A 23,476-nucleotide genomic window follows, 5' to 3' on the forward strand; every position below is an offset into this window, starting at 1 on the left:
GCTTTTATGCTCATATTAAGTATTGATACTTCCATAAGAGGATGCTCCGTTGCCCTGCACGATCGCCGATTTATTGCAGGCTATGATCTGAATACCGACAGGTCCTCTTCTTCCATGCTCACTACCTTGATCAAAAACAGCGTGGAAAATGCCGGTTATGTTCTGTCCGACTTAGACGCAATCGCGGTCGCCAAAGGACCCGGCTCGTATACAGGGCTTCGCGTTGGTGTTTCAACGGCGAAGGGGCTTTGTTACGCGCTCGAAAAACCGCTGATCGCTATTAATACTTTAGAAGCCATGTCATTACAAATCTGCTCCTTCTTTAAAGGGCACTTATTATGTCCGATGATCGATGCACGTCGAATGGAAGTCTATTGTTCAGTATTTGATGATCGGAATAATCTAGTAAAACAAACGGCCGCCATTATTCTGGATGATACATCCTTTCAAGATCTTTTGAGTAACCATAAAGTCGTATTTTTTGGGGATGGCTCAGCCAAATGTCGCCCACTTTTTGAAGATCATCCTCATGCCGTTTTCTTGTCGCAGGAGATCCAGCCGTCCGCCCGGACTATCGGCGAACTTGCCGTGAAGGCTTTTGATGAACAGCATTTTGAAGACGTCGCTACTTTTGAACCTTACTATTTAAAGGATTTTATGTCACCTGCACGCAAAAAGACGGGTGCCATTGTATAAAGAGGGCATTTCTTTCAGCTGTCATAAACAAAGTCTTTCTGTTTTGTGTTAGCTCTTTTGTAAATCAATTTTAAATGGAAACTGAGGAAATTGTCAATCGGGTCGCAAGCAGCGGTATTATTTCATTGGACCTTGAAGATTTATACCACCCGGGCGAACGTGTAACCTATGACATTAAAGACAATCTATGGCAGGGGATGATCTTACGTGAAAAGGATTTCCGTGAATTCCTCAAATCACATGACTGGTCGCAATACGAGGGGAAAAACGTATCAATCATCTGTTCGGAAGATGCTATTGTTCCTACCTGGGCTTACATGCTATTAGCCGTTCATCTTGAGCCATTTGCCAACAGCTTCGTTTTTGGCGATATGCGCCAACTAGAAGACAAGCTCTTTACAGATGCCATTCAACAGATCAAGATTGAGGAATATCGTGGAAAACGCGTAGTCGTAAAAGGATGCAGTAAGGTGGATGTACCTGTTTCAGCGTACGTAGAAATCAGTCGGTTATTGAAGCCGGTGGTGCAAAGCCTGATGTTTGGCGAACCTTGCAGCACGGTACCCATCTATAAAAAACCCAAATCTTCGGTCTCTTCTTCAATCGACTGACCATCCTCCTCTTTTAATAACCTGAAAGTCATTCTGTGGTAATGGCACGGGCCGTGAATACCTATGGCTTTGCGATGATGGATCGTAGGATATCCCACATTATGCTCCCATCCATAATGGGGAAACTGTGCCGACAGATTCGACATGAGCTCATCCCGGTAGTTTTTTGCTAAAACAGAAGCTGCAGCAATAGATAAATAATGCGCATCTCCTTTGATAATGCAGGTATGCGGAATCATCGGATAGGGGGTAAATCGGTTTCCGTCCACCAACAGGTGCTCCGGTTTCATCCTAAGCTTGTCCACCGCGCGGTGCATGGCCAGAAAACTTGCTTTTAAGATATTGATCCGGTCAATTTCAAAGTTATCGACTTCAGCCACGGCCCAGGAAAGCGCTTCGCGAATAATTTCTCTTTCCAGGTCCAGCCGCTGTGTCTTGGTAAGTTGCTTGGAATCATTGAGAAATGAGTGCTTGTAATCTCTTGGCAGAATGACAGCCGCAGCAACCACCGGCCCAGCAAGGCATCCCCGGCCCACTTCGTCCAGCCCGGCTTCGATTACTTCAATATTATAATAGGGTTTCAGCATTAATCTTCAAGGATATTTGCCATAAACGTGCTTTTTGTTCCTATTGCGGCCAGCAGAAATACTACAGCCCAATAAAGGTAAATCCTGTAAAAGTCTTTGACATCGCGGGATAAGACATCTCTTGATTTTACTTTTTCCAATTGGTCTATTTGACCGAAAACGGTCTCAAGGGCCGAATTATCCGTAGCACGAAAATACTTTCCATTACCCAAACCTGCAATATTTTGCAGTTCAACCTCATCCATTAATGCGGTTGAACCTGTACTGTCAGGACGAATCCCTGGTTTTGGCTTACCCACCGAGATCGTATATACTTTCATCCCAAACGCATTGGCAAGTTGCGCCGCTGTGGTCGGACCGAGGTTACCGGAAGTATTGTCGCCATCGCTAATCAGGATCGCGACTTTACTTTCTCCTTGTGTATCCCTCATCCGGTTTACAGCTACAGCCAATGCACTCCCGATTGCCGTCCCCGCAGTGGGTATCATTTTGGGGTTAATCTCATCCAGGAAGCCGTATAGTAATTCATAGTCGGTGGTGAGCGGGCAAAGTGACACAGCCTCCCCGGCAAAAATGATAAGGCCGATACGGTCCTGCAAACGTCCCTGAATAAACTTCCGGGCAACTCTTTTCGCGGCAGCAAGCCTATTGGGTACCAGGTCCCTCTCCATCATGGAGTCCGAAATGTCCAATAGAAGCATGATATCAATACCTTCGGAATATTGATCTCTCCGTTCGGAGATAATCTGAGGCCTCGCAAGCGCGACAACAATTAAACAGATCGCAAAGCCAACGCACAGCGGCTGCACAAACCTTAAGAGTGTGACCCAGTTGACAGGCCCGCTTACAGGGCTATATGTGATAGCAAGCCTCTGCTTATGCTTTCGATGAAACACTTGTCGCAGCCAAAAAAGGACCGGGACAAAAGGCAGCAGATACAAGAGGTAGGGATATGCCCAATCGTAAGACCTGATCGTCTCATAACCAAACCATTTTAAGGAAAACCAATTATCCATAACTCCTATTAAACTACCGGGCTGTCCAGTATAAACCTTCTCTTATTCCTGTAAATCCTGGTAGCACCGGTTTTCAATACTTCGAGGTAAACATCCATATTTTTGGATTTACCTTGTCCATACACAATTCCATCCATGTTTTTCAACGCATCTGCCAGTTCATCGTCTGGCATGTTATCCATGATTTCTCTGGTTGTGTAAGTCGCGAAAGGCTTTTTTTCTAGTCGTTCGAGGTAATTCTTCCAGACAATGATCGCCTTCTCCGCGTCTTTGATATTGTTTTTTTCTCTGGCAGTACGCATTAAGCGGTTAAAGGAGCGAAGGTATTCCAAATGCCTTCTTTGTAATTTGATCAGCTGCCACTGTTTATAAATATCCTGTCCAAAAACCCAATAGATACTACCTGCCACTCCGATAATTAACGCAAAGGAGCCGATCAGTACCGAAAAATTAAACTGACGGCTCAAGGGGAGCAATCTCGTTTCCGCTTCCAGAACAGGCTTTTGATCTAGCTTCATTACTTCATCCCGTGTCAGGAACACGGAATCTTTTGCTGTAAAAACCGCAGTGCAGTCCCTTTTTTCAAATATATAAACCGGTAAGCTTAATGACTGGACCGGTGAAACATCAAAGGAAACCAAATGATAGACTGCACTGTCCAGGCTTCCCCTGTTATCAGTGCTGGACACAAATGTTTTCTGGGATATCAACTCAAAGGGGGAAAAATTAAAGGAAGAGTCAGGAAAAAAGACTTCCGTTTCGGGATTATGACGAACGCTCAGCGCAAAATACACCGGCTTACCCACCTCAATGCTATCCGTGAGAAATACTCCCAAAGGCTTAATACGCTGTCCGAATATTGGATTTGAGAAAAAGAGTAACAAAAAGGCTACCCCGGTAATTCGTCTCGTTTGAGCATAAACAGACTTCATCATATCCATATCAGGGCTGGGCTACGGAGCTTTTGGTATAACGCCTGACTTTAAACAAATGGATAAGTGCCGGAACATAATCTTCCTGTGTATTAATGGCGATATAGTCCGCACGGTTTTGGTGACAAAGCCTTTTCAGTTCTGAGCTTCGGTTACCAAACCGGTTTGCCATTTCCACACGGTATTGTTTCGAAGATGTATTGACCCAAACCGAACTTTGCTTTTCCGCGTCGTAAAGCGGGATAATTCCCAATCCTGGCAAATTGACTTCTCTTGAATCGTACAAATGGATTACAATAAGGTCATGCTTGCGGGCGAGTGCTTTCAGGTTATGCTGATAATTGCTGTCTATAAAATCCGAGATTAAAAAAATGAGGCTGCGACGTTTGAGAACATTCAATGTGACTAAGATCGCCTCGGCAATGTTTGTCTTTATAGATTCGGGAATAAGCTTATATAATTCCGAGATGAGCCCATAACCATGCTTCATTCCATCGGAAGGACGGATATAGCGCTCATTACGGTCAGAAAAACAGAGCAAACCGACCCTGGTTGCTTCCTGGATTGCAGATAACGTAAGTACGCCGCAGATTTCCTTTGCTATATCAATTTTTAGTCTCCGAACCTCGCCAATTTGCTGGGACGCACTGACATCCAACATAAAAAATGCTGTTTGTTCCTTATCCTCCTTGAAAATCTTCACGAAAGTGCCATGACCCTTTGCAGAAGTGTTCCAATCGATTGCCCTCACATCATCACCATATTGATAAAGCCGCAAATCGTCAAATTCAAGACCTGACCCTTTGAAAACAGAATGAAAGTTGCCGTGACGCTCACTCGTTACCGCCTTCCGCATCCTGATTTCGTACTTTCTCAACTTTCCTAAAAACTGTTCAAACATAAGTTTTGCGAAAAATTTGCAACCTTTGTTATCAAATGCGCATAAACAAAGATATGCATTTTGAAAGTTATGCGGCCTTCGACCCTGAATTTCCGGTATGTGGTAATTCTTTTTCTGATTCTTCAACTGCATCTTACCAGTTGTGAGAAAGAAGAAAAGCCTCCAAAAAATACGATGTCAGAAGAGCAAATGGCAACTATCCTGACAGATATTCACCTGGCGGAATCAAGGGTGAACCGCCTCCAGCTAAGATCGCTCGATTCGTCGTTGATGATTTTTAACAAACTTAAAAGCGATATCTGGAAGAAATATAAAGTAGATACCCTCGCCTATCGGGAGAGCTATTCCTATTATATGACTCATCCTCAGCTAATGACGCGCATTTACGAAAAAGTAAACCAGAAAATTGAGAAAAGGGAGAAAAATAATAATATTAAGTTTTGAAAAAGTCACACTCTTCTACGTCACACATTTAACTTTAACCAACCCTTACTTGTGAATAATTGTATTGTAGTTATCCCCACCTACAACGAGATTGAAAATGTTGAAGCAATCATTCGAAAAGTATTCAGCCTGAATCATCCGTTTGACCTCTTAATTATAGATGACGGATCTCCGGATGGGACTGCTTCGGTTGTTAAACAGCTTGCAGCAGAATTTGAAGGCTGCTTGCATCTTGTTGAGAGAAAAGGAAAACTGGGGCTGGGTACTGCCTATATTCATGGCTTTAAATGGGCTTTGGAAAGAGGTTACGAGTACATTTTTGAAATGGACGCCGATTTTTCCCATCCTCCCGAAGACCTGATCCGTTTATACCATGCATGTGCCACAGACGGCAATGATGTTGCAATCGGGTCGCGTTACATTACCGGGGTAAATGTTGTTAACTGGCCGATTAATAGGGTTTTGATGTCCTATTTTGCAGGTTATTATGTTCGCATGGTTACCGGTATGCAGATCATGGACCCTACTGCTGGCTTTATTTGCTACACCAGCCATGTTTTGAAAACGATCAATCTGGATAATATCAGGTTCATCGGGTATGCTTTCCAGATCGAAATGAAGTTCAATTCCTGGAAGTATGGCTTTAAGATCGTGGAGGTACCTATTATTTTCACCGACCGGACCAAGGGAGCATCCAAAATGTCCCGAGGGATCTTTAAGGAAGCCATCCTTGGTGTGATCAATTTGAAAGTGAGCAGCTACTTCAAAAGATATATTCCTAAACAGTAAGTTCGGAAATCGCCAGCCAGCTCATGAGTCCGGTTGAAATTTCCAATGCACTTTCATCAATATCGAATGTCGGCGTGTGGACCCCGGAAATAATTCCCCGGGCTTCATTGCGCGTTCCAAGGCGGTAGAAACAGGAATCTACAACCTGTGAGTAAAACGCAAAATCTTCTCCTGCCATCCACAAATCAAGGTCAACGACATTTTCAGCCCCTACATAGCCTGTGGCGGCCGTCCTGACACGTCTGGTCAGTTCAGGATGGTTTTTGAGGTACGGATATCCTTTTAAAATATCAAATTCACAACTGCCGCCCATGGCTTCCGCAATGCTTTCGGCCATTTTCTTCATTCTTTTCAAACCATCTTCCCGCCATTCCTCGTCCATGCAACGCCAGGTTCCCTGGATTGTGACTTCATTGGGAATCACATTGGTAACACCGTCCGCGATAAATCGCCCGAAAGACAACACAGCAGGGTTGGCAGGATTTCGGTTCCGGCTGATGATCTGCTGCAATGCGACAATAATATGCGACGCCATCAGTACAGGATCCACCAGCTGATGGGGCGCTGCCGCATGTCCACCTTTTCCTTTAACAGTCAGGTACAGCTCGTCGGTGCTCGCCATGTACATTCCCTCCCGAAAACCAATTTTACCCACCGGAATATTCGGAGCAACGTGCTGGCCGACCATACTCGCCGGCCGGGGGTTCTCCAATACTCCCTCACGGATCATCAGCGAGGCGCCGCCGGGCGCTTTTTCTTCTGCTGGTTGAAAAACCAACTTCACTGTTCCCTCAAATTCATCCCTCAACTGATGCAGGATACGTGCTGTTCCCAGTAACGAAGAAGTATGAACATCATGTCCACAGGCATGCATCACACCCGGAACCGTGGATTTATAAGGAACGTCATTTGCTTCGAGAATCGGCAAAGCGTCCATATCTGCCCGCAAGCCGACAATCCTTGTGCCCGGATTGCGGCCTTCAATTAATGCTACCACTCCCGTCCCCGCGATTCCTTCCTCTGGTGTTAACCCAATCGCAGTCAGCTCGGCAGCTACGTACTTTGCGGTTTTGAATTCCTCAAAAGACAATTCCGGATTGCTGTGAAGATGACGACGGTGGGCAATAATATCTGCGGACTGCTCTTTGGCTAGTGCCTTTATTTTTTCCTGAAGCTGAGACATAACAAACTAAATCTTACTCTGACAATCATTTGACGATTCAAATCCTCCAAAGGTAACAATAAATAGAATCGCTTCCCGGATGATCCTGTAAACACAATTTCGCGCTCCTTTTGCTAAGAAGACATGATCCATTGGATATTGTTCCAAAGAAAAAGGGTAATTTTGACCAGATATGAATCAATCATTATAGCACAAAATGGATCAAAAGGAGTTTTTAGAATCGTTGGTTTGTCCACTTACTGGAACCCCGCTAACATTGGCCTCAGACGGCAATACACTCACTAGCCAGGACGGTACCATTTATGAAATTGGTGATACAGGCATTGTTAATATGCTGTACCCCAAAGAATTACTACCCGAAGACGCCCGCGAGCAATATCTTTATGATCAGGCGTTTTTGAGATACGATAGAGGCGTTTCCTGGGTTTTTGAAACCCTTAACCACTCCGACGAAGCTACTACAAGACAATTCTTTATTGATTTAATGGAGCTAAAACCAGGTATGACCGCCTTAGAAGTGGGTGCCGGTACCGGTAAAGATTCCGCATTGATTTTAGATAGGGTAAGGCCTGGCGGCACTGCGGTATTGTCCGATCTGTCCCCCAATATGCTTAAAAGAGCACAGGAAAAATTGGCCGCAGAAGATGTGAATGTCCACTATTTTCTTGGCAACGGTTCCTATCTTCCTTTTGCTGATGATACTTTCGATGCCGTATTTCATTTCGGTGGAATCAATACATTTTCAGAGAGAAAAAGGGCATTTGATGAACTGACCCGCGTGGTTCGCCCGGGAGGAAAAGTAGTGGTAGGTGACGAAAGTGTTGCTCCGTGGTTGCGAAATACGCCTACCTATGCTACTTTATTAAAAGCAAATCCATTGTTCCGTGCCGAAGTGCCGCTGGAAGATGTTCCGGCCAATATTGAAAACTTTAAACTGCATTATGTTTTCGGAAATGCATTTTACGTGATGGAGTATCGGGTTACTGCCAAAGCGCCGGAGGTAGACATTGACCTGCCGATCCCTGGGAAAGATTTTGTCGATAACTGGCGCCTGCGTGCCGAAAAGGCGGTCGACTAATTCAAGCTTGTCCAACGATTAATTTCAATGATTCATGTGGGTTAAAAAAGGAGTAATATATAAACCTGACGGAAGCCTGTCCCACAGCCTTTCTCACGCACAGGTACCGTTCGCTTACAAACACAAAGACTTCCTTAGGATCTATTTTTCTTCGAGGGACGAAAAAGGTCAATCGCGCCCGACATTTCTGGATGTGGATTACGACGATCCAAAAAAAATCCTTTACATACACGACAAGCCTATTTTAGAACTGGGCGGGCCGGGAGAATATGACGAGACCGGTGCAATGCCTTCCTGGTTTGTCGACAGGCCTAATGGTGATATCTGGCTCTATTATACCGGCTGGAACCGTACCTGGAATTCCTACCGGCTTTCAATGGGGCTGGCTGTAAGTCACGATGGCGGATTGTCATTCAAAAAAATGTTTACGGGCCCGATCATGGACCGCAGCATCCAGAACCCGATCTGGGCAGCGCAGCCTTCGGTATTGATTGATGACGACGGGACCTGGCGGATGTGGTATATTTCCGGACAAAAATGTGAATACATTCATGGCTATCCCGAACCTTATTATCGCGGACAGTCTGCTACTTCCAAAGACGGTATCCATTGGGAGATCAGCGATATTCCAACGCTTGATTTTGACGATTTTCTCCATGCTGTAGGCCGTCCAAGTGTTTTCAGGGAAGATGGTATCTATAAAATGTATTATTCTTACCGCCATACCAGGGACTATCGTACAGACCGGAATCAGAGCTACCGCCTGGGTTATGCGGAATCTACCGACGGGACCAATTGGCAACGGAAGGACCATTTGGTGGGCATCGCTAAATCTGAAAATCCGGAAGATTTTGACTACCAAATGATCGATTATGCTAACTTTTACCAACATAATGGTAAGAAGTATCTGCTTTATAATGGTAATGGATTTGGCGCTGCGGGGTTTGCATACGCTGTTTGGGAAGATTAATATCCTGAAAAACGCTGATTTATATCATGCTTTTCATTTTGGAAGGGCTGTAATTTTGAGAATAAACATCAAAAATTGATCTTAAAATGAGTACACTTCAGGAACAATTTAATAATGACGGATATGTTCTTTTGAGAGGTTTTCTTGATAAGGAGGTCGTCCACACGATATACCGCGACGCAAGGGAAATCTTCAACGTACAGATCAAACGTGTTACCGGAAAATCCGTGGATATTGATGACCGTGACGCTTTTGAAAATGCCATGTTCGACTTTTTCGAAAAGGATTTTAATTCGTTTGTAAATACCGGCAAAACGGTCCAGCATACATTTTCACTGCATAGGCTGGGTCTGGATCCGAAGATTGAGAACTTGCTTAAAGAAGTTGGCCTTTCCAATCCAATCATCGGAGCCCGTGCAGCAATGCAATTCAATAGCCGTTTCTTATCGAAAGACGGCAGCAAGCACTGGAAATTAGATGCTCACCAGGACTGGCGGACAGGACAGGGCTCGTTGGACAGTGCCGTGATCTGGTTCCCAATGGTGGATGCTGGTGCTGATATAGGAGCATTGCAGGTGATTCCGGGCAGCCATAAAATCGGTTTACAACAATCCTCAACCTCTGGCTATCAGGGAGGAATTACGTCTGCCATTAAGGAAGAAGATTTTATTCAGACTGAGTTTCAGGTTGGGGATGTCCTTATTTTCTCCGCTTTCCTGATACATCAGTCAGGCAACAACATTACACGCAACATCCGTTGGTCTGTGCAGTTACGCTATAACAACCTGGACGAGCCTACTTTTATTGAAAGAGGCTACCCGATGGCTTATATTTATAAACCGGAGACAGAGCTGGTAACTCCTGATTTTCCAAGTGTGGCGCAATTAAAAGAAGTCTTTAGTTAAATTAATGAAGGTTTCTGTCTGCGTCCCCACTTATAATCATGAAAAATACATTGCCCAAATGCTGGAGGGGGCATTGATGCAGCAGACAAATTTCCCATTCGAAATTGTAATCGGCGACGACGCTTCTACAGACTCGTCGCCGATAATCATTCAGCAATACTCCGATAACAATCCCGGGAAGATCAGGGCATTTCTGCATAAAGAAAATCAGGGTCCGAAGGAGCCTCGCGAATTTGCGGGAAGGAATAATGTTCTGCAGTTATTGAAAGCCTGCAGGGGCGAATATGTCGCCATGTGCGAAGGCGACGACTATTGGACCGATCCCCTGAAGCTCCAGAAACAGGTTGACTTTCTGGATCAAAACCCCGATTTCGCAATCTGTCATCACAATATGCTGGTTACCTACGAGGATGGCTCAGAAGAACATACCTTCAATAAACCTGAACAGAAAGCGATTTCAACCATTGCTGATATCCTGGAAGACAACTGGTTTATGGCAACGGCCAGCTGGATGTACCGTAATCACTTTCTGACTCAGGATTTTGCAGACTGGCACGCAAAAGCAGCTGCCGGGGATTGGGCTGTTATGATCCAGCTTGCAGCCAAAGGAAAAATTCGATACCTATCCGACACCATGGGGGTATACCGAAAACATAGCGCAGGATTAAGTAATGTGCATTCACATGCCAACCAGAAGTTCCTGCTAAACAGGAAAGAAATGTTTCAAAATGTAGATCAATGGCTGGATTTTCGATATCATGACATTATAGAAAAAACCATTGATGCCTACAATCAACGCTTGGCTGCTTTTGAAAAAATTGGCCGTTCAAATTAATAATCTTTAATTTGTACTGTTTCAACATTTACACTATATGAAGTTAAGCGTCGTCATACCAGCCTATAACGAGGAAGAATCAATTTCAGACACATTATTATCACTCCATAGCACATTAAATAAGTACAATATCCCGCACGAAATTTGTGTTACCAATGATAATTCAAAGGATGGTACATTGCGGGTATTGGATGAGCTTTCACTACAAATTCCTACGCTGGTTTATTATACCAATCCCGGACCAAATGGATTTGGGTACGCAGTAAGATATGGTCTCGAAAGGTTCAAAGGGGACTGTGTTGCCGTATTTATGGCTGATATGTCCGACGATCCGGAAGATCTTGTCAAGTATTATTTCAAAATGCTGGAAGGCGATTATGACTGCGTTTTCGGGTCCAGATGGGAAAAGGGCGGGAAAGTGATCGACTACCCGGCGCTTAAAAAACTCATCAACCGAATAGCCAACTTGATTGTACGTATTTTAATGGGGATCAAATACAATGATACCACCAATGCATTCAAGCTTTACAAACGCGAAACTATTGAAGGCATAAAACCCTTTCTTGCCCCGCACTTTAATCTTACCATCGAACTGCCTCTGAAAGCAATGGTGCGGGGCTACAACTACGCGGTCGTTCCCAATAGCTGGACGAATCGGAAATACGGGGTTTCTAAACTCAAAATCAAGGAAATGGGGAGCCGCTATTTTTTTATTTTGATGTATTGCCTGATCGAGAAATATTTCTCTCAGGGCGATTTTATGAAGAAAACGATCGCCCCGAAAAAAGAAGTAAGCAGGTAATTTGCCCGGCTATTTGATCCAATCCTGGATAAAATGCACTTTGTGCGCGATGTAGGAAATTCCTAGCCCCCACATAATCGCACTAATTGACATCCATAAGAAAATTGCGGGCCGCGGTACTTTAAAAGCGACCGCCAGAATCGGCCCAAAGATAGGAGTGAACAATGGAGGCGTCAAAAATGCGATCCCAATGATGCCAAACTTTTTCCAAATGTTCACTGCAAGCCGATTGGTCCTGGTGAATTTCTTCGGCTTGGACTTCCTGTATTTTTTAACCAGCGCCTGAATCCCGCCACCTATATACGTCAAAAGCAATACTGTGAACATCATGCCAATGGCGGAGCAGATGGCGGTTTCTATCCAAGTCAGTTTGAGAATAACTCCTGTAATCGGTCCTCCGAAAAACTTAAGCGTACTGGCAAGGGCAACCGACAAGTATTTAAGAAAGGTGGTTTTCATTATACTTTTACCTGGATCAATTCCGAAGCAAACTGCCTCGTGGCCTCATCGGTGTCAACATAATCGAAATATGAAGGATTCCCGACATATGCGATTTTGGCGAGGCTCTCGACAATAACGTCCGAAATATCCAAAAATCCAATCTTATCGCGAAGGAATGCCGCAACGGCAATTTCATTGGCAGCATTCACGATACAGGCTGAATTGCCTCCCTTTTTCAGAACTTCATAAGCAATCGCCAGGTTTCGGAAGGTGTCAAGATCCGGCTTTTCGAAGGTTAGTGAAGGGTAATCTGTAAAATTGAACCGGGGAAATGTAGATTTCAGGCGAAAAGGATAGTGTAAAGCATACTGTATGGGAAGTTTCATGTCCGGCAGGCCCATTTGGGCTTTCAGGCTTCCGTCTTCAAACTGTACCAGGGAGTGAACAATGCTCTGCGGATGTACAATCACCTCAATTTGCGAAGCACTTAGATCAAAGAGCCATTTTGCTTCGATCACTTCCAGTCCTTTATTCATCAAGGTTGCCGAATCAATAGTAATCTTGGCACCCATGCTCCAATTGGGATGCTTCAGGGCTTGTTGCTTAGTTACCTCCGCCAGGAACGCCCTGTCCTTTCCACGAAAAGGTCCGCCGGAAGCAGTAAGGATTATTTTCTCGATTGGATTGTTTTCCTCACCTACCAGACATTGAAAGATGGCAGAGTGTTCGGAATCAACGGGATAAATCTCGACATGATACTCTTTTGCGAGGGCGGTAATCAGCTCGCCGGCTACAACCAATGTCTCCTTATTCGCTAGGGCGATATTCTTTCCTGCCTTAATCGCATGAATGGTCGGCAAAAGGCCAGCATAACCAACCATAGCGGTCAAAACAGTGTCAACAGAAGCCGTTTCCACAACCGAAGCCAAGGCCTCGGCCCCTTGATGAACTCTTATTGGTAAAGACGAAAGCGCAGATCGTACTTTTTCAAAATGACTTTTATTGCAAATCACCACTTCCTTGGGAAGAAATTTGACGGCCTGCTCGATCAGCAGATCAGCATTATCGCCGGCTGTCAGAACAGACACCGAGAAAACTTCCGGGTTTGCATCTATCACTTCAAGAGCTTGTGTCCCAATGGAACCCGTTGACCCTAAAATCGCTATATTCTTTTTCATCTTAGTTAGGTTCCGACTCAGTGCCGGTTCATTTTGACTAGTTCGTCCGCGATTTTACGATCATTCGATAACCTCGGTACTTTATTTTGCCCGCCTAATTTTCCGCTTGCCCGCATGTAATCAATAAAAGAATTCCTGCGTAGCGGCACTATTTGCAATTGACGCAGGATATTTCCTTCTATAAGATCAAGGTAGTAAATATTCAGTTCTGTCAATCTTCTGTCTATGTCTGCCGTAAACTGCCCGGGATTGTAAGGCAATGTGGCAAATTCCACCAACCATTCGTGATAGGGAAGTCCGCCGTCGGCTGAGTTTACCATTGGGGCAACTGTAAATTCAACGACCTCCACTTCCGGATGACGCTCCATCGCATATCTTAACGCTTTTTCTATTTCCTCGCCAATCACGTGTTCGCCAAAAGCAGAGATAAAGTGCTTAATGCGCCCTGTTACCAGTATTTTATAAGGATTTGTGGAAACAAACTTCACGGTATCTCCTAGCGAATAGCCCCACAATCCGGCATTGTTGTTGACAATAACCGCATAATTCTGCCCCAACTCCACCTCACCTATAGATAACCTTTTTGGGTTTTCATCAAAAAAATGCTCCGCCGGAATAAATTCGTAGAATATCCCAGTGTCCAAAAGCAGCAGAAGGCCTTCGTCATCCTGAGAATCCTGATATGCAAAAAACCCCTCAGAGGCGGGATATAACTCAATGGAATCGATGCGTTTGCCAATAGATTCGAAAAGCTTGGCTTTGTATGGCTCAAAGTTCACCCCGCCATAGATGAAAAGGGAGAACTCCGGGAAAACGTCCTTGATTTTCTTTCCCGTACGTTCCGTAATTCTGTCAAAATACATCTGGACCCAGGGTGGAATCCCCGAAATAAGCGACATAGGCTGGTTAAGCGTTTCATCAATGATCTTTTCCAGCTTCGTTTCCCAGTCTTCGATGCAATTGGTTTCGTAGCTCGGCATTTGGTTGGAGCGGAGGTAACCGGGTACGTGGTGATTGGAAATACCTGACAGGCGCCCTGTCAGTACCCCGCCAGTCTCTGTCAGTTCGGGGCTACCAGACAGAAAAATGAGTTTTTTATCTAAAAAGGCCGACTTTTTAGTTTCGTCGATATACGTCAAAATGGCATTGCGTGCCGAGTTGATGTGGTTGGAGATAGAATCTTCCGAAATCGGGATATACTTGGTTCCCGAGGTTGTGCCCGAAGTCTTGGCAAAATAGAGTGGCTTCCCCGGCCAGAGTATATCGTTGCGGCCCTCTTTTATTTTTGAAATGTAGCCTTTCAGGTCTTCGTAATCGCTCACGGGAATGGCCTCCCGGAAGTCGGCATAAGTATGGATGTCCCTGAAAAAATGGTCTTTCCCAAACTCTGTATTTTTAGCTCTTTCTATCAGCTCAACCCTCCATTTCTCCTGCACTTCCAGGCTGTTCGCGATCCATTCTTTTTGCCGTTCTACAATGTACCGAGCCAGCGGCTGGCTCAAAAGCGCTCTGATTCCCATAGTAAAACAAAGGTACACAGGTTTTAGAAATTCCGCTCTTTTCGGGCGCTCCAACAGCCTTTTAGGCCTCTGCGCAGCCATAAGCCGAAATTTTTTAAATGCCTTTGTTTGTGGGTAATAATCTGTAATTTTGCCAACCTGAAATCAAAGGGAGCGCAAATTTTAACAAATTATATGGGATTGTTTGATTTTTTGACTAGCGATATAGCAATTGATTTGGGTACTGCAAATACCCTGATCATTCATAAAGATACAGTAGTTGTTGACGAGCCTTCGATCATTGCCATGGACAAAACCACTGGCAAAGTTTTAGCCATAGGCCACACGGCGATGCAAATGCACGAGAAGACAAACGAGAATATTAAGACGATACGACCATTAAAAGACGGAGTAATTGCTGACTTTACAGCCGCTGAAATGATGATCCGCGGCATGATCAAAATGATCGATACCGGCAGCCGCTTTTTTACGCCTTCGCACCGCATGGTAGTATGTATCCCTTCCGGAATCACCGAGGTAGAAAAACGTGCAGTGAAGGATTCCTGCGAGCACGCGGGTGCAAAAGAGGTATATATGGTACATGAACCGATTGCGGCCGCAATTGGTATTGGCATTGATATCACCCAGCCAAATGGCGTCATGATCGTAGATATTGGCGGTGGTACTACCGAAATTGCCGTTATAGCGCTCTCAGGTATTGTCTGCGAGCAGTCTGTGAGGATTGCAGGTGACGTTTTTACAAGAGATATCGTGGATTATATGCGCCGTGAACATAATTTATTGATTGGCGAGCGTTCTGCTGAGCTGATTAAGATGGCTATCGGCTCTGCTTCTCCCGAACTTGAGGTGCCGCTTGACGACTACCAAATCCGGGGCCGCGACTTGATGACCGGTATTCCAAAAGAAATTCGTGTGACGTATAGTGAGATAGCGTACTCTCTTGACAAGTCTATTTCAAAAATTGAAGAGGGTGTGATGAAGGCATTGGAAATCTCCCCTCCGGAGCTTTCGGCCGATATTTTCAAGAACGGTATTTACCTTACCGGCGGCGGAGCGCTCATCCATGGATTAGACAGGCGCATTGCCCAGAAAACAAAACTACCCGTTCACATTGCCGATGATCCATTAAAGGCGGTTGTAAAAGGTACAGGCGAGGTTCTCAAAAATCTTGAACTATATAAGCCGGTACTGATTTCATAGTAGGATCGTTCACAGTTCATCAATGGTGCCAGGCGCCCGAAAAAATTATATTTTGATTGGTGTAACTGCGCATGAACATTGTAGCCCATGCTCCAATTAGTTGATTTCGTTGTCCGGAATCGTTTCTTTCTGGTTTTTGTACTGCTGGAAGTGCTCAGTGTATGGCTTATTGTGCGCAGTAATACATATTGGGGCGCTACTTATTTCAATACTTCCAATTACTACGTCGCTAAAACACTCGCGTTTTCTAATTCAGCCAGGGAGTACACCAAGCTGGACGAAATCAATTCCGACCTGGCAGCCGAAAACGCGCGTCTGCATGCACTTGTAACGACACTAAACCAAAAGAAACCTGTTGATTCCCCTGCTGGCTATGTACCTGACTCGGCTTTTGCATCTCGCTTTACCTATACTGTTGCGAAAGTAGTGGACAATGAAACGAACAAGGCTAACAATGTCCTTACCATCGACAAGGGGACTTCAGACGGGATTAAACCTGGAATGGGTGTTATTTCGGCTACCGGTGTTGTGGGGAAGGTCCGGTTTTGCTCTGCAAATTATTCTGTGATCACATCCATACTACATTCCCAGTTTATGGTGTCCACGAAATTGATTAGAAGTAAGGAAATCGGATATGCCAAATGGTCGGGAAAGGATCCCAATTTTATCGATCTGATTGACGTGTCCAAGTATACCAAGATCTTCAAAGGCGACTCGGCGGTAACCTCCGACCAGAACTCTGTATTTCCTCCGGGTATTATGGTTGGAAAAGTCGAAAGTGTTACCGTCCACCCCAACCAGACTTTTTATAACATTACCCTGCATCTTGCGACGGATTTCCGAAATCTCTCCTACGTTTATGTGGTACAAAATCAACAACTTGTGGAGCAGGAAAATCTTAAATCCCGTACCATAGAAACCCGATGAGTTTACGCGAAGCAATACAATACTCCCTGATGATCCTGCTCTACCTGTTTTTGCAGATTTTCTTCATGCGGAATATTGTCCTTTTCAACTATGCTTTTTGTTTCATTTATGTCGCGGGCATCCTGTTACTTCCTGCGGATATAGACAGGATGTACCTTTTGCTCATTGCTTTTGGAATTGGCTTCACGGTCGATGTTTTTTCCAATACTTTTGGCATGCATGCCTCTGCGACAGTCCTCATCGCTTACCTGCGCCCCTTTCTCATCCATTACCAAATGAAATCCAGGGGAGCTGAGCGGGCCGAGGTCGGCATCAGGGCGCAGGGGCTGGGCGCATTCCTGGCCTACATATTTCCATTAATCCTTATACATCATTCCATGCTGTTTTTGATGGAAATAAATCATTTTGGAATGATCCTCTATACCTTGACCCGCATCGGGGCAAGTACCTTATTCACTACACTGCTGATTGTCCTGCTGGAACTATTTTCCAAACGTTAGTATGACATTTTGACCGAAACCAATTTTTGGCTCGGAATTTGATGTTGATACACTAAAATTACCTTGATGCTTCAGCCCGTAACACAGTTCAGGAGGTAGGCTAATTTTAATTTTTTCCTGACGCAATGGCTGCCAAATAGCTTCAAAGAGCCATTCATCAATTTTTAATTTGTACCATTTGGAGCTGTTGTTAATCTTTGTAAATTCAGCATTCCTATGTTAGTTGCCATGTCAGAAACGCTCACGACTAATGAATACACGGATGATCTTCGTTATGAGGTATTTAACCGTGAGTTCATGCCACACATTGACTCCATGTATAACTTCGCCTTTCGCCTTACCATGGACGAAGACGATGCAAATGATCTGGTTCAAGACACGTACTTAAAAGCTTTCCGGTTTATTTCTTCCTTTGAGCAGGGAACAAATGCAAAGGCCTGGCTTTTCAGGATCCTTAAAAACAGCTTCATCAACGATTATCGTAAAAAAAGCAAAGAACCTTCTAAAGTCGATTATCAGGAAGTAGAAACAACTTATAATTCCGAAGAAGCTTCTGACACTACTTATACGGTTGACTTGCGTGCCGATGCGGTTCAGGAATTGATCGGCGACGAGGTTGCCAATGCGTTGAATGCATTGCCTGTTGACTTCCGTACCGTCATCATTCTTTGCGATATTGAAGGATTTACCTATGAGGAAATGGCCAAAATTCTGGACATACCAATTGGTACTGTAAGGTCGCGGTTACACCGTGCACGTAACTTATTGAAAGAAAAACTCAAGAGTTATGCGAGTTCCATGGGATATGATTCATAGGTTGTGAAACTTTTTTTGCAACCTATTCGGTTATAGGGTACAACTGTACTTATTTCCACTATTCTTATTTTCATTTTAAGTAATGAATGCATCAATTTCGACGCCTTCTGTAACGGAAGGAGCGCAACAACCTATCATGAAGCATACTTGTGAGCACCATGCCCAGTGTATGAAGATTATCCAGGCTATTCTGGACGACGAGGCGAGCGAGGCGGAAAAGGACCACTTCCGCGAAAACATGGACAAATGCATTCCCTGTATCGAAGCATATCGATTAGAAAAATGCATTAAGGATTCACTTAATCTGAAAATCGAGAAAAAACCCTGCCCCCAAAGTATTTTGGATAAGATTATATCAAAAATCAACAGTTAATCTGTTCGTGTGAAAGGTAAGCTTATCATATTCTCTGCCCCCTCCGGTTCCGGAAAAACGACCATAGTAAGACATTTATTAAAGAAATTTCCCGATCTCCTGGCATTCTCTGTGTCTGCTTCAACGCGGGAACGCCGGGAACATGAGATCGACGGAAAAGATTATTATTTCCTGGCAAAAAAGGATTTCCGAGAACGCATTGCCAATAACGAATTTGCTGAATGGGAAGAGGTGTATGCCGGAAATTATTATGGCACCCTCAAAACAGAAATTGAACGGCTCTGGGCAGAAGGCAGGCATGTCCTCTTCGATGTCGACGTCAAAGGAGGTTTAAAACTAAAAGAAATCTATCGCGAAAAAGCATTAGCCATTTTTGTTAAAGTTTCCTCAGAAGAAGAAATAATCAGGAGACTGAGCGAACGTGGTACCGAAACAGCGCAGTCTCTTGAAACGCGACTTGGAAAAGTGCGCTATGAATTAAGCTTCGAAGATAAATTTGATATTACGCTGGTGAATGACGACCTCGACGTCACACTCAGCAAGGCCGAAGAAATCGTGATGAACTTCATCACCTCCTGATCTTATGAAAATCGGCCTTTTTTTTGGATCGTTTAATCCCATACATATTGGACATCTGATCATTGCCCATACAATGGCGACAACCACTGACCTTGAACAGGTATGGTTCGTCGTTAGTCCCCAAAATCCTTTTAAAAAGAACAGCAGTTTGTTGCATGAGTTTGACAGATACGATCTCGTGCAGCGGGCCATATCTGATAATCCGCTTCTGAAAGTAACGGATGTGGAATTCCATATGCCGAGACCCTCCTTCACGATCGACACAATAGTCAGAATGCAGGAGAAATTTCCGCAACATGAGTTCAGACTGATTATGGGAGAAGATAATCTGGCCCAATTTCCGAATTGGAAAAACTATGAAAAGATCCTTGAATATACCGGGCTGTATGTTTACCCCCGCCCAAATTCCAAACCACATGCATTTGCGAGTCACGCTGCTGTAAAATTCGTGGAAGCACCACTGCTTGACATTTCTGCTACCTTTTTGAGGGCCCAGCTTAAGAAAGGTATTTCTATACGTTATTTGGTGCCTGAACCCGTAGAGCAGCTTATTAAAATCAAGAAGTTCTATTGCTAAATCCGAAGGCTACTTTAACTTTCTGAATTCATCGATCATAGCAGGTCTGCGGGGATATTTTAATTTGAGTAACTCAACAGCTTCGAGAATTTTGCTTCGGCTCTCCGGAATTGTCTTCAATACCTTTCTCATTTCCGAAACCAGCTGTGCGTAGTGTGACCTGCCATTTGCCTTTTCGCCTGAATGTATCAGGGCGGGAACAATCAAATCGGTCATTTGAGGCCCATAACCAGTCGCCAGGTATTGCATATAGTGTAAAAGCAAATGCAATGCTGGATAAGCTTTCAGCAAGTCAAATAATTGGTCCCACTGTTTCTCTTCCACGTAAATCGGACCAAGGACAAGCAGTAAATTGTATTCCTTAGACCACCAATTCTGACCCTTGTGTTTTTCGGCATCTTTATTTATCCCATTGGTTATTCGAATGATCAGGCCTGCGTATTCTTGTCCCCACTCCTGAGAACTGAATGTCTTTTTCCATTGCCGGTAATAGTCTGCATTGAAACTACCGTCGAAGGCGAAATATAATGTGTACTGTCTTACGGTATTCAGATCATGCTCCAATTCAGCGATTTTCAGAAGTACGCGCTTCCATTGGGAAGCTGTTCCGGGACGGCGCTCTTTTTCCGAAATCTCAATCCCCTCTTTAACCCATTTTTTGGCTGAAGCAAAGTCGCGGTTCAGGATTGCCCGATCAACTACAATTTGCCTAATTCCGGCGATATCCATATTTTGGAGAGCGATCTCATCCGCACGCTGGAAATCGCCGGTTTCCTGAAAGAATTGAATTTTCTTTCTGATAAAATACTCCAGTTGGTATGAGCCGGTCGACTTCCTCTGTTCATTCGAAATTTGGGCTTCGGCGAAGCTTAAAAAATCCTGTTCCCTTCCCAAAAAAACAGCTAGCCTACTGTATATTTCGAAAAGATCGTAGCCAAAATCACCATATTCGAAATAATTCTTCTTTACCAGTTCTGCGTTGAGAAAACTAAAGCAATTCTCTTTCAATTCACGTGATCTGGCCTGAATCAAATCCATTTCTTTAGCCAATGCTTTCGTGGAATGATAGTCGAAAAAACCGCGGTTAGAATAAGTCCGGATTGTCTTTTTGACCAGATCGATATAGCTATGCTCAATGTTGGCCTTATCGTCTTTATATGCAAAGTGAAGTTCAAAATGCCCACGGAAATCCTTGTTAATCTTTGAGTACTCTTCAAGGAACGCCTGTAATTCCGTTTTGCTCGCCCGGTTAATAAGTTCCGAAAATGTCAGCTTTTTAGCCTTTTCCGAGGACTTTTTTCTGGGTGCGCTTAATTGTTCAATCAACGCAAAAATAACCGCGACGCCGTGCTTGCAAACATTGCCCTCAAATGGACAATCGCAAAACAGGCTGGTTATTTCTCCATCCTCCTCCACCATCACCTCAATTGAATAAACCTCGGTCCCGTCAACTTCGGCGGTCCATAATCCAGGGTGGTTCTCTTCCACATGCAGAACGTTTCCCTTTTCATAAACCTGCTTTCCTCTTCGCCGGATCGTAGCGGGTACATTTTGTTCGAAATCTTGAAGGTTCATGAGTTGAATAACAATAACCGCTAACGGCAAACAGCATGTTCACATGTTGGACAAAGGTCGGTCCTGATAGGTAATCTCAGAAAGCAGCCCCACTGCATTAAACTTTAATATAACCTTCGCCGCATCCGATTTGGATTTCATGTCATCGCATTGGGGCCCTTTTTCCAGGAAGTAAACATAATATTTCAGGTTTCGCTCGCCCAATTGGTGAATGTCGGGGCGGCCCAGCAATTCCCCAACCTCATCTGCAAACTTACCTTTTAACTGATCCTGAACGGCTTTAAAATCCTTTTGAAGCCCAGTACGCACTTCGTTACATCCGCCACGGTCTGAGCGCCATTTTTTTAGATCAAGGCTACCGATTTTATCCGGAGGCGAAGAGCAGGATATTAAAGCCGATACAAGTATTGCGAACGAGGTCTTTGGACTAATCCGGATCATTTTGGAAAGAGGATATTGATTTCAATCGTAAGGCGAATCTAAGTATATAATTTTATGAGATAAAAATGATTCAATAATTTAGCCCTGGTTCTTAACCTATCTCTTATGAAGTTTATCCTCTCTTTTATATGCCTGATCGGCTCCCTCGGTTTTTCAGCTGCTCAGGGCAGCCTTACCCAGCCTGTTGACGGGACGGACTGCTCCAATCTCTTTTTCAGGGCGTTATTAGAAGAAGACATAAACAGTCTTGCAAATCTTATCTCCAGCGATTTTATGTTGGTCGGTTTTCAAGGAAAGTCAATTAACGGAGTCTTTCTACAACAGGCTGTCTCCCAAGGCCACATTACAGTTGAATCCGGCATGCTCAGTGGCTCAAGCACGCGCAACTACGGTGATGTGGCGGTCACAACAGGTCAATGGGATGTAAGCGCCAGAATTGAAAATAACAGTTACCGCGGTGAAGTATCGTATATGACGGTATGCGTAAGAGCGGGAGGGACGTGGAGGGTCGTGGCAGTGCAATTTACCCCAAACCAATAAAACCGCTCTGAAGCAAAAAAGAGAACCCTTGCGAGCTCTCCTTATATTTCAAATCAGAATTTTTACACATTCATCAATGACTCGCGACGACGCATTTTGCCTGCGGGAATCCCGAACATCATTTTGAAGCGGCGACAGAAATAAGCGGTATCCTTATAACCAACGTCAGAGCCGATTGCACGGATACTTTTCTTAGATGTACGCAGCAAGTCAACTGCCTTCTCCATACGTTGATATTCGATATAATCCTGCGGGTTGATGCCTGTCAGCATTTTGAAATACTGTCCCACATAATCTTCTGAAACATTCGCCACGTTCGCCAGGACCTTATTGGACAGATCGCCACCCAGGTTATCTTTGATATAAGCAAATATGTCGATCAGACGAGGGTCTTTGAAATAAGTGCTATTGGTAACAAGCTGTTCAACAAACAGTTTGTTTTTTAAGATGTAACGTATGATCTCGATAACAACCTCCTCAGTTTTGATCTTAATGATCCGTCCTTTCCCAGGCGTATCCAGCATATCTTCAGTCAGGATCTGATTGATTGTCGCGGCAATCTGATCGTCTCTTTTAATCAGGAATGGAGGAACGTCAAGGGAAGTGAAAAAGTTAACAGTATCAAAAACTTTGGCTTCAAATGATATCAGGCCAAACGAGTTAGGCAATTTTCCAATTAATGCCGGATCATGACCGGCATCTATATAGTTGTCGCGATTGGTCATGAACTCCTCATTGGATACGGTTTTTGCAGTTTGCGTGTTTCCGTAAGTCACTGTTGCATGCTTTCCGCCCGGAATAAAAAGCATATCCCCTTCCTCAACCTTATGCGATTCCTCAGCTCCGAAGGAAACTTCACCATCATAGAGAATTGTAAGTGAATTCTGAACGTCGTAAAAATTCTTGATGGTAATGGGTTGTAAAATCCTGATATGACGGGCCTTCACAAATTTCACCCCCAGCGACTCGATAATCTTATTATAATCTTCCATAACTGATATATTTAAGGGTCCGCTAGACCTATGTTTCTATTTTTGTACAAATCTAATAAATTGTACAA

General features: G+C 44.2%; 28 protein-coding genes. 17 read left to right on the plus strand and 11 right to left on the minus strand.

Annotated elements, in window-relative coordinates; translation table 11 throughout:
• Nucleotides 1-6 precede the first annotated feature (6 nt).
• Together tsaB and AC1XUF_RS30050 are read left to right on the plus strand one after the other, a co-directional pair.
• The gene (gene tsaB, locus AC1XUF_RS30045) at nucleotides 7-696 is read left to right on the plus strand and encodes a tRNA (adenosine(37)-N6)-threonylcarbamoyltransferase complex dimerization subunit type 1 TsaB (protein ID WP_483345572.1); all 690 of its coding nucleotides are present in this window, start codon (nucleotides 7-9) and stop codon (nucleotides 694-696) included.
• A 74-nt stretch (nucleotides 697-770) separates the two neighbouring features.
• Nucleotides 771-1,307, plus strand: a complete 537-nt coding sequence (locus AC1XUF_RS30050; protein WP_483345573.1) for a DUF2480 family protein — start codon at nucleotides 771-773, stop codon at nucleotides 1,305-1,307.
• Here AC1XUF_RS30050 and AC1XUF_RS30055 read toward each other — a convergent pair.
• The 4 genes from AC1XUF_RS30055 to AC1XUF_RS30070 are packed head-to-tail and all read right to left on the minus strand — an operon-like array spanning nucleotide 1,265 to nucleotide 4,743.
• A complete protein-coding gene (locus AC1XUF_RS30055; protein ID WP_483345574.1) occupies nucleotides 1,265-1,894 on the minus strand; it encodes a ribonuclease HII in 630 nt (209 codons plus the stop codon). The two genes, AC1XUF_RS30050 and AC1XUF_RS30055, sit on opposite strands and share 43 nt — an antisense overlap.
• A complete protein-coding gene (locus tag AC1XUF_RS30060) occupies nucleotides 1,894-2,910 on the minus strand; it encodes a VWA domain-containing protein (protein ID WP_483345575.1) in 1,017 nt (338 codons plus the stop codon). Before AC1XUF_RS30060 ends, AC1XUF_RS30055 begins: the two co-directional genes overlap by 1 nt.
• Nucleotides 2,911-2,918: 8 nt before the next feature.
• A complete protein-coding gene (locus AC1XUF_RS30065; protein ID WP_483345576.1) occupies nucleotides 2,919-3,845 on the minus strand; it encodes a hypothetical protein in 927 nt (308 codons plus the stop codon).
• A 7-nt stretch (nucleotides 3,846-3,852) separates the two neighbouring features.
• Nucleotides 3,853-4,743, minus strand: coding sequence for a DUF58 domain-containing protein (locus AC1XUF_RS30070; RefSeq protein ID WP_483345577.1), 891 nt, complete (start codon nucleotides 4,741-4,743; stop codon nucleotides 3,853-3,855).
• Nucleotides 4,744-4,812: 69 nt separating this feature from the next.
• Here AC1XUF_RS30070 and AC1XUF_RS30075 point away from each other — a divergent pair, with 69 nt between their 5' ends.
• Together AC1XUF_RS30075 and AC1XUF_RS30080 are read left to right on the plus strand one after the other, a co-directional pair.
• Complete coding sequence (locus AC1XUF_RS30075) at nucleotides 4,813-5,187, plus strand: DUF4296 domain-containing protein (protein ID WP_483345578.1); 375 nt, start codon at nucleotides 4,813-4,815, stop codon at nucleotides 5,185-5,187.
• A gap of 51 nt (nucleotides 5,188-5,238) precedes the next feature.
• On the plus strand, nucleotides 5,239-5,976 hold the full coding sequence (locus AC1XUF_RS30080; RefSeq protein WP_483345579.1) for a polyprenol monophosphomannose synthase: 738 nt from the start codon (nucleotides 5,239-5,241) through the stop codon (nucleotides 5,974-5,976).
• Here AC1XUF_RS30080 and AC1XUF_RS30085 read toward each other — a convergent pair.
• Nucleotides 5,966-7,159 carry a M20 metallopeptidase family protein gene (locus AC1XUF_RS30085; protein WP_483345580.1) on the minus strand — a complete coding sequence of 398 codons (1,194 nt, stop codon included), beginning with the start codon at nucleotides 7,157-7,159 and terminating at the stop codon, nucleotides 5,966-5,968. The two genes, AC1XUF_RS30080 and AC1XUF_RS30085, sit on opposite strands and share 11 nt — an antisense overlap.
• 196 nt (nucleotides 7,160-7,355) lie before the next feature.
• Here AC1XUF_RS30085 and AC1XUF_RS30090 point away from each other — a divergent pair, with 196 nt between their 5' ends.
• From AC1XUF_RS30090 to AC1XUF_RS30110, 5 genes are all read left to right on the plus strand, one after another.
• A complete protein-coding gene (locus AC1XUF_RS30090; protein WP_483345581.1) occupies nucleotides 7,356-8,237 on the plus strand; it encodes a class I SAM-dependent methyltransferase in 882 nt (293 codons plus the stop codon).
• Nucleotides 8,238-8,271: 34 nt separating this feature from the next.
• A complete protein-coding gene (locus AC1XUF_RS30095) occupies nucleotides 8,272-9,207 on the plus strand; it encodes a hypothetical protein (protein WP_483345582.1) in 936 nt (311 codons plus the stop codon).
• Between the two features lie 86 nt (nucleotides 9,208-9,293).
• Nucleotides 9,294-10,112: a phytanoyl-CoA dioxygenase family protein gene (locus tag AC1XUF_RS30100; protein WP_483345583.1), complete on the plus strand. Its 819-nt coding sequence runs from the start codon at nucleotides 9,294-9,296 to the stop codon at nucleotides 10,110-10,112.
• Between the two features lie 4 nt (nucleotides 10,113-10,116).
• Nucleotides 10,117-10,947: a glycosyltransferase family 2 protein gene (locus AC1XUF_RS30105; protein WP_483345584.1), complete on the plus strand. Its 831-nt coding sequence runs from the start codon at nucleotides 10,117-10,119 to the stop codon at nucleotides 10,945-10,947.
• 37 nt (nucleotides 10,948-10,984) lie between these two features.
• Nucleotides 10,985-11,749, plus strand: coding sequence for a glycosyltransferase family 2 protein (locus AC1XUF_RS30110; protein WP_483345585.1), 765 nt, complete (start codon nucleotides 10,985-10,987; stop codon nucleotides 11,747-11,749).
• A gap of 9 nt (nucleotides 11,750-11,758) precedes the next feature.
• On the opposite strand, the gene AC1XUF_RS30115 is transcribed toward AC1XUF_RS30110, so the two are convergent.
• The 3 genes from AC1XUF_RS30115 to AC1XUF_RS30125 are packed head-to-tail and all read right to left on the minus strand — an operon-like array spanning nucleotide 11,759 to nucleotide 14,888.
• Nucleotides 11,759-12,208, minus strand: coding sequence for a hypothetical protein (locus AC1XUF_RS30115; protein ID WP_483345586.1), 450 nt, complete (start codon nucleotides 12,206-12,208; stop codon nucleotides 11,759-11,761).
• Nucleotides 12,208-13,368 carry a 1-deoxy-D-xylulose-5-phosphate reductoisomerase gene (locus AC1XUF_RS30120; protein ID WP_483345587.1) on the minus strand — a complete coding sequence of 387 codons (1,161 nt, stop codon included), beginning with the start codon at nucleotides 13,366-13,368 and terminating at the stop codon, nucleotides 12,208-12,210. Before AC1XUF_RS30120 ends, AC1XUF_RS30115 begins: the two co-directional genes overlap by 1 nt.
• A gap of 17 nt (nucleotides 13,369-13,385) precedes the next feature.
• The gene (locus tag AC1XUF_RS30125; protein ID WP_483345588.1) at nucleotides 13,386-14,888 is read right to left on the minus strand and encodes a GH3 auxin-responsive promoter family protein; all 1,503 of its coding nucleotides are present in this window, start codon (nucleotides 14,886-14,888) and stop codon (nucleotides 13,386-13,388) included.
• 174 nt (nucleotides 14,889-15,062) lie between these two features.
• Here AC1XUF_RS30125 and AC1XUF_RS30130 point away from each other — a divergent pair, with 174 nt between their 5' ends.
• The 7 genes from AC1XUF_RS30130 (at nucleotide 15,063) to nadD (ending at nucleotide 19,860) form a co-directional block, all read left to right on the plus strand.
• The gene (locus tag AC1XUF_RS30130) at nucleotides 15,063-16,088 is read left to right on the plus strand and encodes a rod shape-determining protein (RefSeq protein ID WP_015813280.1); all 1,026 of its coding nucleotides are present in this window, start codon (nucleotides 15,063-15,065) and stop codon (nucleotides 16,086-16,088) included.
• 87 nt (nucleotides 16,089-16,175) lie between these two features.
• Nucleotides 16,176-17,015 carry a rod shape-determining protein MreC gene (gene mreC, locus AC1XUF_RS30135; RefSeq protein WP_483345589.1) on the plus strand — a complete coding sequence of 280 codons (840 nt, stop codon included), beginning with the start codon at nucleotides 16,176-16,178 and terminating at the stop codon, nucleotides 17,013-17,015.
• The gene (locus AC1XUF_RS30140) at nucleotides 17,012-17,515 is read left to right on the plus strand and encodes a hypothetical protein (RefSeq protein ID WP_483345590.1); all 504 of its coding nucleotides are present in this window, start codon (nucleotides 17,012-17,014) and stop codon (nucleotides 17,513-17,515) included. Before mreC ends, AC1XUF_RS30140 begins: the two co-directional genes overlap by 4 nt.
• Before the next feature lie 216 nt (nucleotides 17,516-17,731).
• Nucleotides 17,732-18,331, plus strand: a complete 600-nt coding sequence (locus AC1XUF_RS30145; protein WP_035360656.1) for a sigma-70 family RNA polymerase sigma factor — start codon at nucleotides 17,732-17,734, stop codon at nucleotides 18,329-18,331.
• An 82-nt stretch (nucleotides 18,332-18,413) separates the two neighbouring features.
• Entirely contained in the window at nucleotides 18,414-18,704 is a 291-nt protein-coding gene (locus AC1XUF_RS30150) for a phosphohydrolase (RefSeq protein ID WP_483345591.1), read from the plus strand.
• Between the two features lie 9 nt (nucleotides 18,705-18,713).
• Nucleotides 18,714-19,283 (plus strand): guanylate kinase, encoded by a 570-nt coding sequence (gmk, locus tag AC1XUF_RS30155; protein ID WP_483345592.1) that lies wholly within the window; start codon nucleotides 18,714-18,716, stop codon nucleotides 19,281-19,283.
• Nucleotides 19,284-19,287: 4 nt separating this feature from the next.
• Entirely contained in the window at nucleotides 19,288-19,860 is a 573-nt protein-coding gene (nadD, locus tag AC1XUF_RS30160; RefSeq protein ID WP_483345593.1) for a nicotinate (nicotinamide) nucleotide adenylyltransferase, read from the plus strand.
• A gap of 9 nt (nucleotides 19,861-19,869) precedes the next feature.
• Here nadD and AC1XUF_RS30165 read toward each other — a convergent pair whose 3' ends face one another.
• Together AC1XUF_RS30165 and AC1XUF_RS30170 are read right to left on the minus strand one after the other, a co-directional pair.
• Nucleotides 19,870-21,435 (minus strand): SWIM zinc finger family protein, encoded by a 1,566-nt coding sequence (locus AC1XUF_RS30165; protein ID WP_483345594.1) that lies wholly within the window; start codon nucleotides 21,433-21,435, stop codon nucleotides 19,870-19,872.
• A 39-nt stretch (nucleotides 21,436-21,474) separates the two neighbouring features.
• Complete coding sequence (locus AC1XUF_RS30170; protein WP_483345595.1) at nucleotides 21,475-21,876, minus strand: hypothetical protein; 402 nt, start codon at nucleotides 21,874-21,876, stop codon at nucleotides 21,475-21,477.
• Nucleotides 21,877-21,981: 105 nt separating this feature from the next.
• Here AC1XUF_RS30170 and AC1XUF_RS30175 point away from each other — a divergent pair, with 105 nt between their 5' ends.
• The gene (locus tag AC1XUF_RS30175) at nucleotides 21,982-22,416 is read left to right on the plus strand and encodes a nuclear transport factor 2 family protein (protein ID WP_483345596.1); all 435 of its coding nucleotides are present in this window, start codon (nucleotides 21,982-21,984) and stop codon (nucleotides 22,414-22,416) included.
• Between the two features lie 62 nt (nucleotides 22,417-22,478).
• Here AC1XUF_RS30175 and AC1XUF_RS30180 read toward each other — a convergent pair whose 3' ends face one another.
• Entirely contained in the window at nucleotides 22,479-23,408 is a 930-nt protein-coding gene (locus tag AC1XUF_RS30180) for a helix-turn-helix domain-containing protein (RefSeq protein WP_167276985.1), read from the minus strand.
• Nucleotides 23,409-23,476: the final 68 nt, after the last annotated feature.

The sequence above is a fragment of the Dyadobacter sp. HNCC25DJ185 genome (assembly GCF_056895195.1).

What these genes read in the sequence shown, in the direction of transcription:
- AC1XUF_RS30125 (WP_483345588.1), bottom strand. Translation starts at nt 14,888, where the DNA reads ATGGGAATCAGAGCGCTTTTGAGCCAGCCGCTGGCTCGGTACATTGTA.
- AC1XUF_RS30130 (WP_015813280.1), top strand. Translation starts at nt 15,063, where the DNA reads ATGGGATTGTTTGATTTTTTGACTAGCGATATAGCAATTGATTTGGGT.
- AC1XUF_RS30100 (WP_483345583.1), top strand. Translation starts at nt 9,294, where the DNA reads ATGAGTACACTTCAGGAACAATTTAATAATGACGGATATGTTCTTTTG.
- AC1XUF_RS30145 (WP_035360656.1), top strand. Translation starts at nt 17,732, where the DNA reads ATGTTAGTTGCCATGTCAGAAACGCTCACGACTAATGAATACACGGAT.
- AC1XUF_RS30150 (WP_483345591.1), top strand. Translation starts at nt 18,414, where the DNA reads ATGAATGCATCAATTTCGACGCCTTCTGTAACGGAAGGAGCGCAACAA.
- AC1XUF_RS30115 (WP_483345586.1), bottom strand. Translation starts at nt 12,208, where the DNA reads ATGAAAACCACCTTTCTTAAATACTTGTCGGTTGCCCTTGCCAGTACG.
- AC1XUF_RS30075 (WP_483345578.1), top strand. Translation starts at nt 4,813, where the DNA reads ATGCGGCCTTCGACCCTGAATTTCCGGTATGTGGTAATTCTTTTTCTG.
- AC1XUF_RS30105 (WP_483345584.1), top strand. Translation starts at nt 10,117, where the DNA reads ATGAAGGTTTCTGTCTGCGTCCCCACTTATAATCATGAAAAATACATT.
- AC1XUF_RS30065 (WP_483345576.1), bottom strand. Translation starts at nt 3,845, where the DNA reads ATGATGAAGTCTGTTTATGCTCAAACGAGACGAATTACCGGGGTAGCC.
- AC1XUF_RS30085 (WP_483345580.1), bottom strand. Translation starts at nt 7,159, where the DNA reads ATGTCTCAGCTTCAGGAAAAAATAAAGGCACTAGCCAAAGAGCAGTCC.
- AC1XUF_RS30170 (WP_483345595.1), bottom strand. Translation starts at nt 21,876, where the DNA reads ATGATCCGGATTAGTCCAAAGACCTCGTTCGCAATACTTGTATCGGCT.
- AC1XUF_RS30070 (WP_483345577.1), bottom strand. Translation starts at nt 4,743, where the DNA reads ATGTTTGAACAGTTTTTAGGAAAGTTGAGAAAGTACGAAATCAGGATG.
- AC1XUF_RS30095 (WP_483345582.1), top strand. Translation starts at nt 8,272, where the DNA reads ATGTGGGTTAAAAAAGGAGTAATATATAAACCTGACGGAAGCCTGTCC.
- AC1XUF_RS30050 (WP_483345573.1), top strand. Translation starts at nt 771, where the DNA reads ATGGAAACTGAGGAAATTGTCAATCGGGTCGCAAGCAGCGGTATTATT.
- AC1XUF_RS30140 (WP_483345590.1), top strand. Translation starts at nt 17,012, where the DNA reads ATGAGTTTACGCGAAGCAATACAATACTCCCTGATGATCCTGCTCTAC.
- AC1XUF_RS30120 (WP_483345587.1), bottom strand. Translation starts at nt 13,368, where the DNA reads ATGAAAAAGAATATAGCGATTTTAGGGTCAACGGGTTCCATTGGGACA.
- AC1XUF_RS30110 (WP_483345585.1), top strand. Translation starts at nt 10,985, where the DNA reads ATGAAGTTAAGCGTCGTCATACCAGCCTATAACGAGGAAGAATCAATT.
- AC1XUF_RS30060 (WP_483345575.1), bottom strand. Translation starts at nt 2,910, where the DNA reads ATGGATAATTGGTTTTCCTTAAAATGGTTTGGTTATGAGACGATCAGG.
- AC1XUF_RS30055 (WP_483345574.1), bottom strand. Translation starts at nt 1,894, where the DNA reads ATGCTGAAACCCTATTATAATATTGAAGTAATCGAAGCCGGGCTGGAC.
- nadD (WP_483345593.1), top strand. Translation starts at nt 19,288, where the DNA reads ATGAAAATCGGCCTTTTTTTTGGATCGTTTAATCCCATACATATTGGA.
- AC1XUF_RS30180 (WP_167276985.1), bottom strand. Translation starts at nt 23,408, where the DNA reads ATGGAAGATTATAATAAGATTATCGAGTCGCTGGGGGTGAAATTTGTG.
- tsaB (WP_483345572.1), top strand. Translation starts at nt 7, where the DNA reads ATGCTCATATTAAGTATTGATACTTCCATAAGAGGATGCTCCGTTGCC.
- AC1XUF_RS30090 (WP_483345581.1), top strand. Translation starts at nt 7,356, where the DNA reads ATGGATCAAAAGGAGTTTTTAGAATCGTTGGTTTGTCCACTTACTGGA.
- AC1XUF_RS30165 (WP_483345594.1), bottom strand. Translation starts at nt 21,435, where the DNA reads ATGAACCTTCAAGATTTCGAACAAAATGTACCCGCTACGATCCGGCGA.
- mreC (WP_483345589.1), top strand. Translation starts at nt 16,176, where the DNA reads ATGCTCCAATTAGTTGATTTCGTTGTCCGGAATCGTTTCTTTCTGGTT.
- AC1XUF_RS30175 (WP_483345596.1), top strand. Translation starts at nt 21,982, where the DNA reads ATGAAGTTTATCCTCTCTTTTATATGCCTGATCGGCTCCCTCGGTTTT.